At 49.3% G+C, this 15,483-nt stretch carries 15 protein-coding genes; 6 read left to right on the top strand and 9 right to left on the bottom strand.

Annotation, left to right across the window (positions count from 1 at the left end; translation table 11 throughout):
• Positions 1–37 precede the first annotated feature (37 nt).
• From GVJ32_RS05000 to GVJ32_RS05015, 4 genes are all read right to left on the bottom strand, one after another.
• A complete protein-coding gene (locus GVJ32_RS05000; protein ID WP_159238961.1) occupies positions 38–370 on the bottom strand; it encodes a DUF3301 domain-containing protein in 333 nt (110 codons plus the stop codon).
• A gap of 39 nt (positions 371–409) precedes the next feature.
• A complete protein-coding gene (locus tag GVJ32_RS05005; protein ID WP_159238962.1) occupies positions 410–721 on the bottom strand; it encodes a hypothetical protein in 312 nt (103 codons plus the stop codon).
• 13 nt (positions 722–734) lie between these two features.
• Positions 735–1,115 carry a PH domain-containing protein gene (locus tag GVJ32_RS05010; RefSeq protein WP_235035043.1) on the bottom strand — a complete coding sequence of 127 codons (381 nt, stop codon included), beginning with the start codon at positions 1,113–1,115 and terminating at the stop codon, positions 735–737.
• A gap of 68 nt (positions 1,116–1,183) precedes the next feature.
• Positions 1,184–1,639: an acyl-CoA thioesterase gene (locus GVJ32_RS05015; protein ID WP_159238963.1), complete on the bottom strand. Its 456-nt coding sequence runs from the start codon at positions 1,637–1,639 to the stop codon at positions 1,184–1,186.
• 301 nt (positions 1,640–1,940) lie between these two features.
• Here GVJ32_RS05015 and GVJ32_RS05020 point away from each other — a divergent pair, with 301 nt between their 5' ends.
• The 5 genes from GVJ32_RS05020 (at position 1,941) to GVJ32_RS05040 (ending at position 6,611) form a co-directional block, all read left to right on the top strand.
• Positions 1,941–3,317, top strand: a complete 1,377-nt coding sequence (locus GVJ32_RS05020) for a hypothetical protein (RefSeq protein WP_159238964.1) — start codon at positions 1,941–1,943, stop codon at positions 3,315–3,317.
• A 286-nt stretch (positions 3,318–3,603) separates the two neighbouring features.
• Positions 3,604–4,551, top strand: a complete 948-nt coding sequence (locus tag GVJ32_RS05025; RefSeq protein WP_159238965.1) for a M23 family metallopeptidase — start codon at positions 3,604–3,606, stop codon at positions 4,549–4,551.
• The gene (locus GVJ32_RS05030) at positions 4,509–4,895 is read left to right on the top strand and encodes a bactofilin family protein (RefSeq protein WP_159238966.1); all 387 of its coding nucleotides are present in this window, start codon (positions 4,509–4,511) and stop codon (positions 4,893–4,895) included. The genes GVJ32_RS05025 and GVJ32_RS05030 overlap by 43 nt, the downstream gene beginning before the upstream one ends.
• Positions 4,896–5,026: 131 nt before the next feature.
• Positions 5,027–5,608: a PhnA domain-containing protein gene (locus tag GVJ32_RS05035; protein WP_235035044.1), complete on the top strand. Its 582-nt coding sequence runs from the start codon at positions 5,027–5,029 to the stop codon at positions 5,606–5,608.
• 145 nt (positions 5,609–5,753) lie between these two features.
• A complete protein-coding gene (locus tag GVJ32_RS05040; protein WP_159238967.1) occupies positions 5,754–6,611 on the top strand; it encodes a PA4780 family RIO1-like protein kinase in 858 nt (285 codons plus the stop codon).
• 38 nt (positions 6,612–6,649) lie between these two features.
• Here the strand turns inward: GVJ32_RS05040 and GVJ32_RS05045 are convergent, their stop codons facing one another.
• From GVJ32_RS05045 to GVJ32_RS05055, 3 genes are all read right to left on the bottom strand, one after another.
• Entirely contained in the window at positions 6,650–8,053 is a 1,404-nt protein-coding gene (locus GVJ32_RS05045; protein WP_159238968.1) for an OmpP1/FadL family transporter, read from the bottom strand.
• A gap of 378 nt (positions 8,054–8,431) precedes the next feature.
• Positions 8,432–10,867, bottom strand: a complete 2,436-nt coding sequence (locus GVJ32_RS05050) for a TonB-dependent receptor (RefSeq protein ID WP_159238969.1) — start codon at positions 10,865–10,867, stop codon at positions 8,432–8,434.
• A 195-nt stretch (positions 10,868–11,062) separates the two neighbouring features.
• A complete protein-coding gene (locus GVJ32_RS05055; RefSeq protein WP_159238970.1) occupies positions 11,063–12,088 on the bottom strand; it encodes an AraC family transcriptional regulator in 1,026 nt (341 codons plus the stop codon).
• Between the two features lie 129 nt (positions 12,089–12,217).
• Here GVJ32_RS05055 and GVJ32_RS05060 point away from each other — a divergent pair, with 129 nt between their 5' ends.
• The gene (locus GVJ32_RS05060; protein ID WP_159238971.1) at positions 12,218–13,306 is read left to right on the top strand and encodes an SMP-30/gluconolactonase/LRE family protein; all 1,089 of its coding nucleotides are present in this window, start codon (positions 12,218–12,220) and stop codon (positions 13,304–13,306) included.
• A gap of 38 nt (positions 13,307–13,344) precedes the next feature.
• On the opposite strand, the gene fghA is transcribed toward GVJ32_RS05060, so the two are convergent.
• Entirely contained in the window at positions 13,345–14,184 is an 840-nt protein-coding gene (fghA, locus tag GVJ32_RS05065; RefSeq protein ID WP_159238972.1) for an S-formylglutathione hydrolase, read from the bottom strand.
• A gap of 49 nt (positions 14,185–14,233) precedes the next feature.
• Positions 14,234–15,358, bottom strand: coding sequence for an S-(hydroxymethyl)glutathione dehydrogenase/class III alcohol dehydrogenase (locus tag GVJ32_RS05070; protein ID WP_159238973.1), 1,125 nt, complete (start codon positions 15,356–15,358; stop codon positions 14,234–14,236).
• Positions 15,359–15,483: the final 125 nt, after the last annotated feature.

A 15,483-nucleotide genomic window follows, 5' to 3' on the forward strand; every position in this document is an offset into this window, starting at 1 on the left:
AATAATGGGTGTGCTGGCGAGTACTGGTCAACACTAACTAGTGAAGTATATCGTCCGGAAAGCGGTGTGGTTCTAGCTGGAAATTCTCGACGCGATTGCCGAGGGTAATCACGCAGCCTTTGTATCGCTCGTGTCCGGTGGCGGTGAATTCGAATATATAACGACGCCAGAGTTTTAGCTCGCCTTGACGGTTGCGTTTAAACCAAACAGCCCGCAAGGCGACGTTGCCATCGAGCAAAGATAATTGTTGTTGTTGAAGGTGTTGGCGGGTGGCGCGCAGTGCTATTTCACGGGTGCCTTGGGCTCGCCAAAAATACCCGAGGATGGCGCAAAATCCAAACAGCGCGGTGACATCGAAGAGATCAAGCATGCCAGAGGTTTCCGTTGCGATAGATAGGCATTGTAGGGTCTAAAATATCCACGCAATGAGTAACCACAGGACGAGGAAGAAACCGAAAAAACCGCCGAGCATAAATTGCAGTTCACCGAGTAAACCGTCGCCGGCGGCAACAGCAAAAATCACCAAGGTGATGACGGTAATAAAAAATGCGATGACGGCAGCGTCTTTTAAACCTAACCCGGCACTGAAGTACTGCTCTACAAATGCCGACGCCAAGGGTAAAAATAAAATAAAGGCAAGGGCGAGCATAGCAATTAATGCGGCGGAGACGAGCGCAATTTTAATGGCTTGGCTGTCGTTTTTGTCGGGCGGTGTGCTCATGCTGTTGCGGCGCTCAGGCTGGGCTGGACTGGCGAGCTTTCACCAATTCTCGAAACACTTCCGGTTTTGGCATGCCGTGGGCCTGAATCTCTGGATTGTCACCTGCGGTGAAGATAGACACGGTGCCAACACCAAATAAACGATTGAAAAATGACTGCTTAATTTTAACGGTGCGAATGCCTGACACGTTAAGTTCGGTGCGCTCTTTACTTAGCAGGCCTTGCTCAAGAATGATCTCGTTGTCGTTAATCTCTAGTAGAGTTGATTTACACTTTAAATACCAGACCAGCAGGATCAAAATGCCGATAGCTGCGGGAATCAGAATGACGGCAAGTATAAAGCCCAGTGGGTTATTGCGAAACATGGCGGGGTGTTCGGCGTATTGGCTGGTCACCTTAGCACTCTCTCTATTAAGTAAATTGATCGTCGTATTCTACACGGATTGTGTGGTGGTGCACTCGACTACGCAGCAGGATCTATCACGGCCGCACCATAGCGTTCATCGAATTCGACAGGCATACGCCTAGGCTTACCGTTACTCATGCGAATACTCACCAATTGCCAGTGTCCGCGCAGCAGTGTTTTGCCGTCGGATTTGCGCAGCAGTTGAAAACAGCGCTCCATGGTGAGTTTGTGGTCATTGGCAGTTAGCCACGTTCCCATCACGCACTCTTCGCCAGCGTAGGCGGAGAGGATGTAGTCGTAATTAGCGCGTCGAATAATCATGGCGGCGTCTAAGGCTTGGTATTCTGTAAACCCCAAGCCTAGGCTTAATGAGTGTTCCCAGCCAGCTTGCTGGCACCAGCTTACATACACCGCGTTGTTAACATGGCCGATAAAGTCGATGTGTTCCGCTTGAACACTAAATTCCTGCGTGAACGGGGCTGGGTAGTCCCATGTCAGCGGTTTGTCCTGCATAAATCTTAATCCGACAAAATTATGCATTATCACCTAATGCTGTATAAACAGCGACACGCTAGCATTGTTGGTTGTGAGATTGCTGTGTGCTTGTATGAGTGTGATGAAGTTCTCGTTTTGGCCCTTTCTACTTAGTTCTCCTCGGTTTTCCCTTACTTAAACTATTGCTCATTTTTGTTCTACTGTCCCCAGCACGCATTGCAGCATAAATTCTTGGTGAGTTGGTTTTTACCGCGTCGCCAGACGTGCCAATTGGGTAGATGTTTAAGCGAATTTAGCGCTAATTAACGGAGTACTTAGTATGAATAAATTATTATCTAACAAGGGGCTGCTAGCATTGACGTTTAGCGCCAGCCTCGCACTGACCGGCTGTGGTGGTGGCGGCGGTGGAGGTGGCGGCTCATCTAGCAGCGGAAATGGCGGCGGCGATGGAGGTGGCAGTAACGAGCCATTAACTACAAGCTATTCTGAGGTTGAAGGGCCTTTAGATGCGGTACAGCAGCCGCTGTCTGAGCAGGTTTTAGCGCCTATTGTGGCTGGCGCTGCAGGTACACCATTGGAGGGGCCAGTTAGCTGTGTCACTTCTTTTGTTGTTACCGATGTGTTGGATGTTTTAGATTCGGTATTGGCAAATGTCGATCCAGCTACACTGAGCAACCCTGCGGCACTATTTGGTGGTGCGGCGGCGAACTTCCAAGCAACGGTGACAGAGCTAGCCGCTGATTTGCCGATTGCCTTGGCGTCCTTGGCGGGTGAAGAGTGTACAGGTGGTGGCAGTGGTGGAGATTCTTCTGATCCTTTAGCTGCGTTAGCGGGTACGCCTCTTGAGCCATTGGCACAAGCCTTGGCGCCGGTTTTGGCGATGGCTAATGGTGGTGGCAGTGGTGAAGCGCCATCACCATCAGTATTGCTGGCTCAACTAAGTACTGCGTTTAGTGAAGGTTTGGCGGCAATTGTTGCTCAAGATCCAACAGGTCAAATTGGCGGCGCACCGGTATTGGGCGGTTTGCTGACAACACTTGAGCAGGCATTAGGCGACTTGTCTTTGACGGCTATTGCCCTTGAGGATATGGATGTTGATGCAACGTCTGCGGCTTTAAGCGTCACAGTTGAAAATCTCTTGAACGGCTTATTGATCGATGTGGTACCTATTGGCTTCATTGAAGAGCAATCTGGTCAAGGTCCAATTGTTAGTAGCCAGATTCAATCTGCAGTTGCTTCATTGACTGGCCTATTGGGTGGTGGTTTTGGCGGCTTGCCAGCGGGTGGTTTTGGTAGCCCTGCCGACGCGCTGTTTGGCCCCTTGAGCGATACTTTCCTCGCTAGTTTGCAAAGTGCTTTAGCTGGTGGATTGGCTGGTGGTGGCGCAGGTTCTAATGTTGGCGGCTTTGGCGCGCTGTTAGAGGTACTTGCACCCTTACAAGCTCTGCTGTCAGGTGGCGGTGATGCTGGTGGTGACGATGGCCTAACGGGAACACCCTTAGATATTCTGTTGTCACCTTTAATGGCGGCAATAGATGGTGGTGCGGGTGCGTGTCCATTGGCTGGTACTCCGCTTGATGCACTGTGCAGTGTTTCAAACGCCTTTACCGGTGCGTTAGCGCAAGATGGTGATGCGGATTTACTCGGAGTGCTACAAGGTTTACTCGGCACCCTACTTGGTGGCCTTCAGCCCTAATCGCAATACACAAAGCGTTCTAATTTAAGCGGCCTCATGGCCGCTTTTTTACATTCTAAGTTTATATTTTTGTCGACTCTGTAGAAAATTTGAGCAATAAATGTACTGCACATTTGCATCCTTTGCGCAGTAATACCATAATCGGGCCGGCCATATTGACTTGGACGTCCCTTAGGTCTTCGGAAATATCATCGATTTAACGTTTTTTTTGGATGATATTCGATTTTAATTTGCCCTTAAGGGCTGGTCAGCAAGGGGTGCTGAACTGGCACACTAGAGAATTAGAATGCGTGATCACTACAGAATAACAATTACTAGCTACAGTGGTGCCAAGCACTACACCGTTACTCAACTTATGCGTCGGTATATGGCTGGCGTAGGCATATTCTTAGGTACCTGCTTTTTAGGCGGCTTTTTAGCTATTTTGTTTTTGAGCAGTCGCTTGGGCACCTTAAACGCCGAAGTGGTGAGTTTGCAGCAGTATCAAACCACGATTAAAGCGGAAAATGACGCACTTTTGGCGCAGCAGCAGAGCTTGCAGGATACCATTGATGAGAAAATGGTGGCGCTTTCGGTAATGAGTGATGAGCTAGGTTCGATTGAAACCATGATTGGTTTAACGCCAGATCCAGATGCGGGTTTGTATCAGCGCTTAGACACGGCGAGTCAGACTGCGTCGGAAAAACATCTAATGCTTAGCACCATCCCCAGCGGGTATCCGTTATCTGATGCTCATGTGACGAGTCGTTATGGTATGCGAAATCACCCGGTGCTGGGCAAAATGGCTCTGCACGGCGGCGCGGATTTACGAGCGGCTATCGGCACGCCGGTTCATGCAACTGCAGATGGAGTTGTTGAATTAGCGGGTACCAGCAGTGGCTATGGCCAAATGATTAAGCTTAGCCATAATTTTGGCTTTGTAACGGTATTTGGCCATTTGAGTAAACTCTCGGTGACGAGTGGCGACTATGTGCGTCAGGGCGATTTAATTGGCTACACCGGTAATACTGGCTTATCGAGTGCACCACACTTGCATTATGAAGTACGACATTTACATCGACGCTTAGCTCCAGGCCCGTTTATGGAATGGTCTTGGGAGAACTACGATGTTCTTTTTTCTCGCGAGGAGCAAATAAAATGGGATTCCCTGGCAAAAACACTAAGAAAACAGACGGCGGTTCCAGAACGACGGTGGTCGCAGCTGGCACCACGCTTACCGGCGACGTCGAGCTAAATGACGATTTTCATCTAGATGGCGTGATGAAAGGTAATTTAACCTCTAAGAACGATTTGATAGTCAGTACCACCGGTCGCTTTACCGGTGATGTAAAAGCCAAACGGGTATTGGTGAGCGGTGTTTTGGACGGCAAGATAGACGCTGATCGGCTTGAAATTGTGGCTTCTGGTCAGGTGAGTGGCGAGATTAAAGTGCGTGAGTTGGTGATTGAGTCTGGTGGTCAGTTTGTTGGTGCAAGCCAAGTAAAAAAGCATGATACGCCGCGTTTAACCTTTGTGAATGATGCTGCAGTAAAAGAAAGCGGCACGGTCAAGTCATCAGCAGAGAGTCAATCGTCTTAATTCGGTCTTAATTGTTGGCACTGTTCTTCAGTGCCATATCGTTCTAAATAATCTAAAATTTTCCCTTTCTTCTGCATTTGAGTCGTTTCTACGCACTATTGGCCGTAAAATACGCTGTTTTTAGAACAGGTATGTCTATGAACACCGAGCAGGCCGTAATGCAGCGCAGCGACTCACGCTGTGAATTATGCACATCTCCTGAACATCTCGCCGTATTTGCCGTGGCACCCTATGATGACAGTGAGGCCGAACAATGTGTCATGACATGTGCAGTGTGCCGCGAGCAGCTTACCCTGAGCGGCGAATTAGACACCAAACGCTGGCACAGTTTGAATGACACGGTTTGGAGCCCAGTTCCCGCAGTGCAAGTTTTGTCGTATCGCTTACTGAAACGCCTTGTCGCTGAGCCATGGGCGCAGGATCTCTTAGATACCGTGTATTTGAGTGAGGAGGTTCAAGAGTGGGCTGATGCCATTGATGCGCCGGAACGCGACGATGGCGAGCCTACTTTAGACAGTAATGGCAGCCAGCTATTTGCCGGTGACACGGTAGTGTTGATCAAGGATCTTGATGTTAAAGGCACAAGTTTTGTCGCCAAGCGCGGTACCGCAGTGCGGGGTATTGCTTTAACGAATAACCCTGAGCATATTGAAGGCCGAGTTAATGGCACGCGGATTGTGATTATTAGCGCCTTTGTTAAAAAATCCAATTAGCAAATGTGCTATGTATGTTTCGCTGTACTTAAGCCAAACAAGTAGCACAGAGGTCGCCTATTTTTACGTTGCGCTTTACAATGAACCTAGCTTTACCGTGTGACGAGATCACGCTGGTTTTTTCTAGCACAATACGAAGGACATAATGAAAACCCCTAAACGCATACAACCGCTAATTGATGATGGCATTGTAGATGAAGTACTTCGGCCGTTAATGAGTGGTAAAGAAGCCTCGGTGTATGTGGTGCGCTGCGGCGAAGAAATTCGCTGCGCGAAGGTGTACAAAGAAGCCGCACAACGCAGTTTTAAGCAGGCCGTGCTGTATCAAGAAGGCCGCAAAGTACGCAATAGTCGTCGTGCTCGGGCGATGGAAAAAGGCTCAAAATTCGGCCGCAAACAGCAAGAAGATGCTTGGCATAACGCCGAGGTAGATGCGCTTTATCGCTTGGCTAAAGCGGGTGTGCGAGTACCACAACCCTTCGGCTGCTTTGATGGCGTATTACTTATGGAGCTGGTCACCGATGAAGAGGGCGGCGTGGCGCCGCGTTTGAACGATGTATCGATGTCTGCCGAACAGGCCTGCGAAGATCATGCGGTGGTGATGCATTACGTTAAGCTGATGTTGGTTGCTGGCTTGGTTCATGGCGACCTTTCTGAGTTTAACGTACTTGTCGATGAATATGGCCCAGTAATTATTGATTTACCGCAAGCGGTGGATGCGGCGGGTAACAATAACGCGCAAAGTATGCTGCGGCGTGATATTAATAATATGACAGAATATTACGGTCAGTTTGACCCGGCCCTGCTAAGGACTCGCTATGCCGATGAGATGTGGGCCCTGTACGAAGACGGTGAGCTGGATGAAGACACAGAGCTAACCGGTGAGTTTGAAGACAGCGGCGAAGCTGCAGATGTAGACTCAGTGCTGCTGGAGATTAAGGCGGTGATGGAAGAGGAAGCCGAACGTCGCGAACGAATTCGCGAGGCTAATGAAGAAGATTAGGGCAGATGCACTTCGGCTGTTGTTAGATCTTTTAGAAATTAATTCGGTAGGAAATTAACCGGTGTTATTTGGTGGTTTCGTCCTTTAATAGGAGGGATGCTGGAGATGTTGTTGCCGGGGTTGCGCACCGTCGGTGTCCATGCGTAGGTGCAGCCAAATGTTAGCTCGTATTGTGATTGCCAGCGATAGCTGGCGTTAGCAACTAAGTGGTTTCGAGTTAGCGTCGGAAAGGTTCCGCTGAAATTTTGATCCTTTACTAATTGCTGCACGGCGTGGGATGCACCGCTGCGGAACGTCCAATTGTCGTTGGGCGACCACTCTGCTCCAAGGGTTAGCGACGTAATGTTGTTAAAGCCAAGCGGTAATAGTGCATTTAGCTCCTGTCCATCAAAAAGACCACCTTGAGCGCGGTAGGAAAAACGGGCGTCGCCAAGCATGTTTTTCCAGAAAGTTCTGCGTAGGTCAGCAATAACGCTTATGTTTGGTTTTGCTTGATGTGACACACCAATAATAAATGCCGCGGGTAACTGCATATCGTTAAACCGACCTTGACCATCGACAGGAATATGGTTGTTTAAAATATCCACCGCTGTCAGCCTGCCTTTGCCTCTCAGATCGGTTAGCCGTGTTTCAAACTCGTAGGCAAGGGCTAGGCTGGTGTTTGCTTGTACCTGCCACGACACGCCAAGTCTGCCACCGATACCCCAGCCGGATAGGCCGCCGGAGATGGGGTGATCATTAATGAAGTTTAGATGTACACCTGCAAGCGTAGGCAGGGCGCCAACAACTGTAACTAGTCCGCCAGATGCGCGGTTTTGTTGTACTAGCATCCTTACTTGTTTGGCGTCGTATAGCGTTGCGATGTTAATGCCTAAATTTACAATATCTAGCGCGGCCCCCAATCGTAGCGTTGGTGTTGGCTGCCAAGCCAGTGCGATCGGAATTCGCAAAGCCGTTAAACGGGCAGATGCTTCTAGTCCCGTGTCGACATTGCCGGTCGTCGTTGTGGAAAGAAATGAGTCGCGACCATATTCAATGCCAAAGCCTGCAGCTGCAAAAAGACCAACACCAAATGCCCATTTATCAGCTCGATAGCTATAGGCAATTTCTGGTAAGTCGTAGGGGCCGCGATTATTTCCTAAATTTGCGGTGCGAACAATTTCGTGGCTTTGTTCATTGCGTACATCAATGGCGGCACGTATCTCAGAGACCTGCATCATTAATTCGTGGCCGGGCTTGTTGGAGAGCAGTTCTGCGGGGTTGAGGATGATTGCCGCGGCGCCGGTGGCGTGTGCTACGCCGCCGCCCGCAAATCCTCGCGAGACAGGGCCAAAGCCCTCTATTCTGCCTAATTCAACAGCAAGGCTAGTGCAACTTAGGCTTGATGAAATAATAAAGGTTAACAGTCTTTTATAGTTAGCATGGCGAGCTAATCTTGTCATTGTAAAATCCGGAGCGGCTGAGTAAGCCTTTAATGCAGATGGTGGAGTTGGTGCAGTGTGGTCTTAGATAATTCGAGGCCGTGTCTAAGCGTGGCAGTGTTTAATTAAATTTGTAAGCAGCACTAACTGTTAGTTTGCGAACAAAATATATATGAATAAGGTTTGTGTCAAGGTGAGGTTTAACCTCGTGGGTGTACTCTGTGTGATATTTTTGTAAATTGAGTGCGGTTTGTTCTTGAATTTTTCTGGGAGTGTGGCGATATATTAACTGAGCGCCAAAGGCGTGATGCTCATTCAATGTTGCTTGCTTACTTGCGTGTAGTGGCAGTGCTGGTGAGTAGATAGCTGTGCATTTGCGCAGCTATCTACCAATCTCTGTCAAAAGCGGTAGGTGACTTCAGCGCCGTAGCTGCGCGGTGGGCCAGCTAGGTAATTGTCGTGACCAAAGCCTGCTTGCAGGTTAATTGCGTAACTATCGTATTCTTCGTCCATCAGGTTTTTCACCCAAAGTGATATCGAATAGCTGTCATCGCTAGCGTGCCAGCTGGTTCGAGCGTTGAATAGCCAATAGGCATCTTGACGAATTTTGCCGTAGCCGTATTGATCATTGTAGGCGCTATACCATTGGTCATCCTGAAAGTTACCGTTAAGATTAGTCGTTAGGTAACCTGCTTCGGTTACCCAAATATCGTAATCCAGCGAGATGCTGTAATTAAACTTGGGGGCAGAGATAAGCTCGTTGCCGCTTAAGTCAACGCGGTTGTCAGCGTCAGCAATGGTTTCGGTATTTGCTAAGGTGAGTTCAGAAAACTCGGTTTGTAAATAACCAAAGCCGATTTGCAGGGTGAGCTTTTCGGTCAGGCGCGCCCACAGTTCAGCTTCTGCACCGGCAATTTTGGAGCTACCTGCGTTTTCTAGGAAATTAGAGAAACCAACCACGTTGATAAATTGCTGATCGGTGTAGTCATAGGAAAATAACGCGGCGTTTAAGCGCATGCTGTTTTCAAGTAAGTCTGCTTTAAAACCTACTTCAAAGGCGTCGATATACTCTGGTGATGCGTAGGCGGTTTCTATTGGGCGGGCTAAATAATATGCGCCGCCGTTGAAACTACCGCTGCGATAGCCGTGACTGGCGCTAACGTAGACCATCACGTCGTCATTGATTCGGTAGTCCAGTCCAAGTTTACCTGTCCACTCTGCTTCGTTGGCTTCCAGCTTGGGGGCTGAATCAAGGGTATAGGCACCGTGGGTGTAACCAAGGCTTAACAGATTTAGTAGTAGCGTTGGGTCGCCCAGAATGTCGATCAGTTGAGATCCAGATAGCGGCAACGAGATATACGCATCATCAACGCCAGTATTGTTGCCGGGAACGTAAGTGCCTCTTGGGCTGCCGTCGTAACCAACGCGGGATATATTGAAATAGCTTTGTTTATTGCCGTCTTTGGTATAGCGCAGCCCTAAATCCATACCAAAACGGTCGGTAAAATCAAAGCGCATTTGCGAGTAAGCGGCTAGGCTGGTTTTTTTAGTCTCCATGCGCTGGTCAAGCATGCCGTAGTCGAGTAAGAAGGGATATTGCTGGGCGGTATCGGGTTTCGCGACGCCGACACGGACATCTGGGGGGGTGCCGAAGATGTCGTAAATATTGTTCATGTATTGATCTTCATAGCCGTAGTAAACACCGGCAATGATATTAAACATGCCGTCGAATTCTGACGAGAAACGTAGGTCTTGGCTGTAGCCTATGGTATCAGACGACCAGGTGATGGTTAGCAGGTCGTTTGGCGAGCCATCGGTGTCGGCTTTTTGATAATAGTCTGCGTCGTAGTAAGACGTTACCGAGGTGATAGAGAAGCCGTCGCCAGCGAAGGTGACGGTTAAGCCAGCGATATCGGTATTGGTAATGAGTGCGCCAACTTCGTTGGCCTCGGTTTCATGGAAGTCTAAATTACGGCTTTGGCTGGAGTATCCGTTGTAGTCAGAATTGGGTGCACCGAGTAGGCTGGTACGGCCTTCGTTTCGGGCTGGGGTACTTAGGGCATCGTTACCTGATACGGTGTATTTAAAAACGGCATCCCAGGTGTCGTTCGGCGCAAAATGGAAGGCCAGACGGCCGCCCTGAAAGTCCGTTTGTGCGCCGTTTTCGCTGCGGCCAACGATGTCGGCATAGCCTTCGTCGCGCTTAAAACTCAATGCGCCGCGCGCAGCTAAAATACCTGGTATTAGCTCTGTTTCAGCACCGGCTTCTGCGCTGGTTGCGTTGTAGCTGCCAGCGCCAAGTTTAATGTAATTACTCGGTTCATCACCAAATTGGGGTGTGCGAGTAATGATGTTGATCGCGCCGCCGGTGGTGTTTTTTCCGTACAGCGTACCCTGCGGGCCGCGCAGCACTTCTAAGCGCTCAATATCAAAAAAGTTGGCGCCGTGACTGTATACCGGAGCTAGATAGGTTTCGTCGACATAGACGCCTATGGGGCTGGCTTGGTTCGAACTGTAGTCAGACATGCTGACGCCGCGAATAGCAAAGATCGGTTGAATGTCACCGTAGGGGCCGCTGACCTGCATATTGGGTACTTGAGCAGAAATATCGCTGGCGTTTTCGAATCCGTATTTGTCGAGTTGTGTACCTGTTAAGCCGGTAACTGCCACTGGAATATCTTGGGTGCTCTGGCTGCGTTTTTGGGCAGTAACTAAAACCTCCTCCAGCATGGGTGCAGCAAAAGCACTGTTAAAGGAGCTGGCAATGGCGAGGTAAATACCTGTACTCAATAAGTGTCGGCGACTCTTGTGTGTAGCTGAGCGACGTTGCTGCATGTGTAGTTCCTTTCAAGCTATGACGGATTGGGTCTTGTTATTTAGAAATTCACGAGCGTGGAGAATGCCGAAAGGCGGGTTTTTGGAATTGTCATTTGGCGACTAATTATTGTCATTTGATGACATATGGCTTGGTTATTATTCACGCGTCGTAGATTTGTGATCCAGTACTGGGCTGATATTTACAAGCCTAGCCTAACTTTTTTGTTTTGCTATGCTTAGTAGCGATTTACGGTAGGTATTTGGCGTCACTCCAAACCAGCGTTTTGCGGCGCGGTTAAAAGAGCTTTGTTCTTGGTAGCCCAGCAAGCCTGCAATTTGGGCCATTGGCATACCTTGTTCGGCGAGGAAATTCTGCGCATCTTGACGACGGATTTCGTCTACGATCTTTTCAAATATATGGCCCTCGTCTTTGAGGCGCCGCTGCAGGGTGCGTTGGTGCATGAACAGTTCGTTGGCTACGGTTTTAATGGTGCAGCACTGGGTGGGTAGTAGCCGGCTAATAATGAATTTGGTTTGTTCTATAAACGTTAATGGCGAGCCACCGCTTTTTTTAATGACATAGTTGGCAATCACGTCGCGTTGAAATGAGTCGGCTGTGCGAATAGGAAAATCAAATTGCTCCGGGGTGAGTACCAGCGCATTGCATTCTTGATTGAAGAGTACGGGGCAAGCAAAGTGGCGTCGGTAAACTTTGATGTCTAAGGTTCTGCTGTGACGGAATAATACGGCTTCGGGCTTTTTGCGGTTTTCGGTTAGCATGGCGTGCACGTTTGCCATAAGGCCAATCGACATTTCAGTAGTTTGGTGACGATAGGGGTAATCGGCTACGTTGATGTCGAGCATAATGCGCGGGAATTTGGGCGCGGAAGTGTCATCGAGTGCCAAGGTAATAGCTGGGCTGTGATGGGATATATAGCGCGCAATAAAGAAGAGGGCGTCGCCAACGGTACTCGATGTGCGGGCCATAATTGCGATTGGCCCAAGGGTTTCCATATTTTGTTTTTTAGATAAACGCAGGCCGAAGTCGGGGCACTGCAAGGTGTCCGCTGTGGTTTCTAGTAACTGCATTAGGCTGTGGAAAAAAATTAAATAGTCGAGATCGTCCAGCCGGTCTGGGTCGATATTGAAGCGTCGTAACAGCGGCTTAGGGTTTTCGCCTAGCGCCTGAACGAGTTCGATGTAGCCACTAAGAGCAGAGGCGCGGACTAGGGGGCGCATAGGTTTACATCCATCAAAAAGCCAGTATGCTGTCGTCAAATGCTAATTTTTAGCATAGCGGTATCGTGGTTTAATCGCCAGTGCTTGTTTGTGGTAACGAGTAACTACATAAAAATAAGAGAATTTTGTATGGCAAATTGGTTTCGTGTGATCGCTATTGTTGCGTTGATTGTGTTTGTTGGAGTATTGGCGCTATATGCTCGTTCACCTATTCAAGCTGTGGTCTTTGAACCTTCTGGTAGTGAGGCCAATGCCGCGTTTGCAAGGAATGAAAAATTAGCGGCGGTAACGACTTATTTGCAGCATGTAGGTAGTGGCCCAGAAGATATTGTGAAAGGCCCAGACGGTAATTTTTATACCGGCTACCAAGATGGCCGCATTGTGCGATTTACCGTTCGCGACGGGCAGGTGCTTGAGGGTAGTTTTCGCGAGTTTGTGAACACCGGTGGTCGGCCTTTGGGTATGCAATTTGACGTTGCTGGAAATTTAATTGTTGCAGATGCATTCAAGGGTTTGCTGTCGGTGTCGCCAGCAGGTGAAATAAATACCTTGCTTGATTACGCAGATGATCCGTCGCTGCGTTTTATTGACGATGTGGATGTAGCAGCGGATGGCACTATTTGGTTTAGCGATGCCTCCAGCCGTTTTGGTTTGCATGACTATATTTACGATTTAATCGAGGCGTCGGCAACGGGGCGCTTGTTGAGCTATATGCCATCTAATGGGCAGACCAAAGTGCATCTTAGTGGGCTTTATTTTGCCAATGGCGTGACTCTTGGCCCAGATGATACTTGGGTGCTGGTCAATGAAACTGGTGCGTCGCGGGTAAGCCGTTTGTGGCTCAAGGGGCCCAAAGCGGGTGTTCAAGATGTTTTTATAGATGGCTTGTCTGGTATGCCGGACAATATTAGCTTTAACGGGACAGATACATTTTGGTTGGCAATACCTGCGCTGCGAAGCAAAGAAATTGATGCCTTGGCGGCGCACCCATTTTTACGGAAGCTGCTTGGTGGTCTGCCGGCAGATTTACTGGTGCCGGCTAGCAAGCTTGGTTTTGCGCTGGGCTTGGGTTTAGATGGAACGGTTAAATTTAATTTGCAGTCCGAGAGTGGCGTTTACCACACAATAACTAGCGTAAATGAGTATGACGGCCATTTATGGCTGGGAAGTTTGGCGATGTCGTCAATAGCGGTTTTGCCTCTGCCGACGAGTCATTGATAGAGATGGGTGTCAGCGTTGTGCTGACACCCATCGCCCTATTTCTGTAAATGCGTAGCGTGAAAACGCAGGTGTTCTTCAATAAAACTGGCGATAAAGTAATAGCTGTGATCATAGCCGTCGTGACTATGTAGCTCCAGGGGATAGCCGCTGGTATTAGCTGCACTCGTTAGAGTCTCGGGTTTCAATTGTTCCTCCAAAAATTGGTCGGCATTGCCTTGTTCAATTCTGGCGGGCACAAATTGGCGGGCGCCGCGAATTAATTCACTGGCGTCGTATTGCAGCCACTGGGTTTTGTCGTCCCCCAAATACTGCGTGAAGGCCTTTTGTCCCCAAGGGCAATTTACCGGATTGCTGATGGGACTGAAGGCCGACACCGATTGGTAGCGTAGCGGATTTTTCAGGGCGATGGTCAGAGCGCCGTGACCGCCCATTGAATGGCCGGAAATTGCACGGAGTCCGGATACTGGAAAGCTCGCTTCTATAAGCTCAGGTAGCTCCTTCACAATATAATCATACATTTGGTAATGACGATTCCACGGTGCTTGGGTGGCGTTCACATAAAAACCAGCACCTTTGCCGAGGTCGTAGGCCTCATCGTCGGCAACGTCATCACCGCGTGGGCTGGTGTCGGGTGCGATAATGGCGATACCCAGTTCTGCAGCGACGCGCTGTGCACCGCTTTTCTGCATAAAATTTTCGTCGGTGCAGGTAAGGCCTGACAGCCAGTAAAGTGCGGGCACGGTTTCGCCTGCAGATGCCTGCGGCGGCAAATAGATGGCAAAACGCATCTCGCAGTTCAGCACTGCCGAGCGGTGGGTGTATTGCTTATTCCAGCCGTCAAAGCTCTTGTTGCTGCTAATATTTTCAATACTCATAAGCGCCTACATTGCCCCGCAGGGCAATGTCCTCGTGTTGATCAGTGGTTTAGTAGTGAATGACAGAGCGAATACTTTTGCCTTCGTGCATTAGATCGAAGGCCTCGTTTATTTGCTCTAGCGGCATGGTGTGGGTGATGAAATCGCTGAGTTTAAATTCACCCGCTAGGTAGCGTTCGACATAGTCTGGCAATTCCGAGCGTCCGCGCACACCGCCGAAGGCGGTGCCGCGCCATACTCGGCCCGTTACTAGCTGAAATGGTCGGGTTGAAATTTCTTGGCCTGCACCGGCAACACCGATAATCACCGATTCTCCCCAGCCTTTATGACAGCATTCTAGTGCTGAACGCATGGTGTTGACGTTACCAATGCATTCAAAGGAGAAATCTACACCGCCATCGGTCATTTCAACAATGACCTCCTGTATTGGTTTGTCGAAGAGCTTGGGATTAATGCAATCTGTTGCGCCAAGTTTCTTTGCTAATTCAAATTTAGATTCGTTGATATCGATGGCAATAATACGGCTGGCCTTAGCCATAACCGCACCAATCACGGCAGAGAGACCAATGCCGCCTAAGCCAAATATTGCAACGGTGTCGCCCGCTTTTACTTTGGCGGTGTTCATCACTGCACCCATGCCAGTAGTTACGCCGCAGCCCAGTAAACACACCTCTTCAAGTGGCGCGCTGGGGTTGACCTTGGCGAGTGATATTTCAGGTAATACGGTGTATTCCGAAAACGTCGAGCAGCCCATGTAATGAAAAATAGGCTGGCCGTCTTTGTAGAAACGGGTGGTGCCGTCTGGCATTAGGCCTTTGCCCTGGGTTTCGCGGATTTTTTGGCAAAGATTGGTTTTGCCTGATAGGCAAAATTTGCATTCGCCACATTCCGGTGTGTACAGCGGAATGACGTGATCACCGACGGCAACCGAGGTAACGCCTTCGCCGATCTGCTCAACAATACCGCCGCCCTCATGGCCAAGAATGGCGGGGAAGATACCCTCTGGGTCATCGCCAGACAGCGTGAATGCATCCGTGTGACATACGCCGGTGGCAACAATACGGACGAGCACTTCGCCCGCTTTGGGGGGCATAACGTCGACTTCTTCTATCTTTAATGGCTGGCCGGGGCCCCAGGCTACAGCGGCTTTCGATTTTATAAAATTGTCTGACATGAAGTTTGCTCCCGCAAGTGTGATGGTATGTGGAACGTGAGTTGTAGGTGTATCGACAGATTCCATTGTAATTGTTTCCCTTGCCGGCATAATCTCTAAAAATGTAAAACTCTTTTACGGTGGTG

It is taken from the genome of Zhongshania aliphaticivorans (assembly GCF_902705855.1).
Taxonomy (GTDB): Bacteria; Pseudomonadota; Gammaproteobacteria; order Pseudomonadales; family Spongiibacteraceae; genus Spongiibacter; species Spongiibacter aliphaticivorans_B.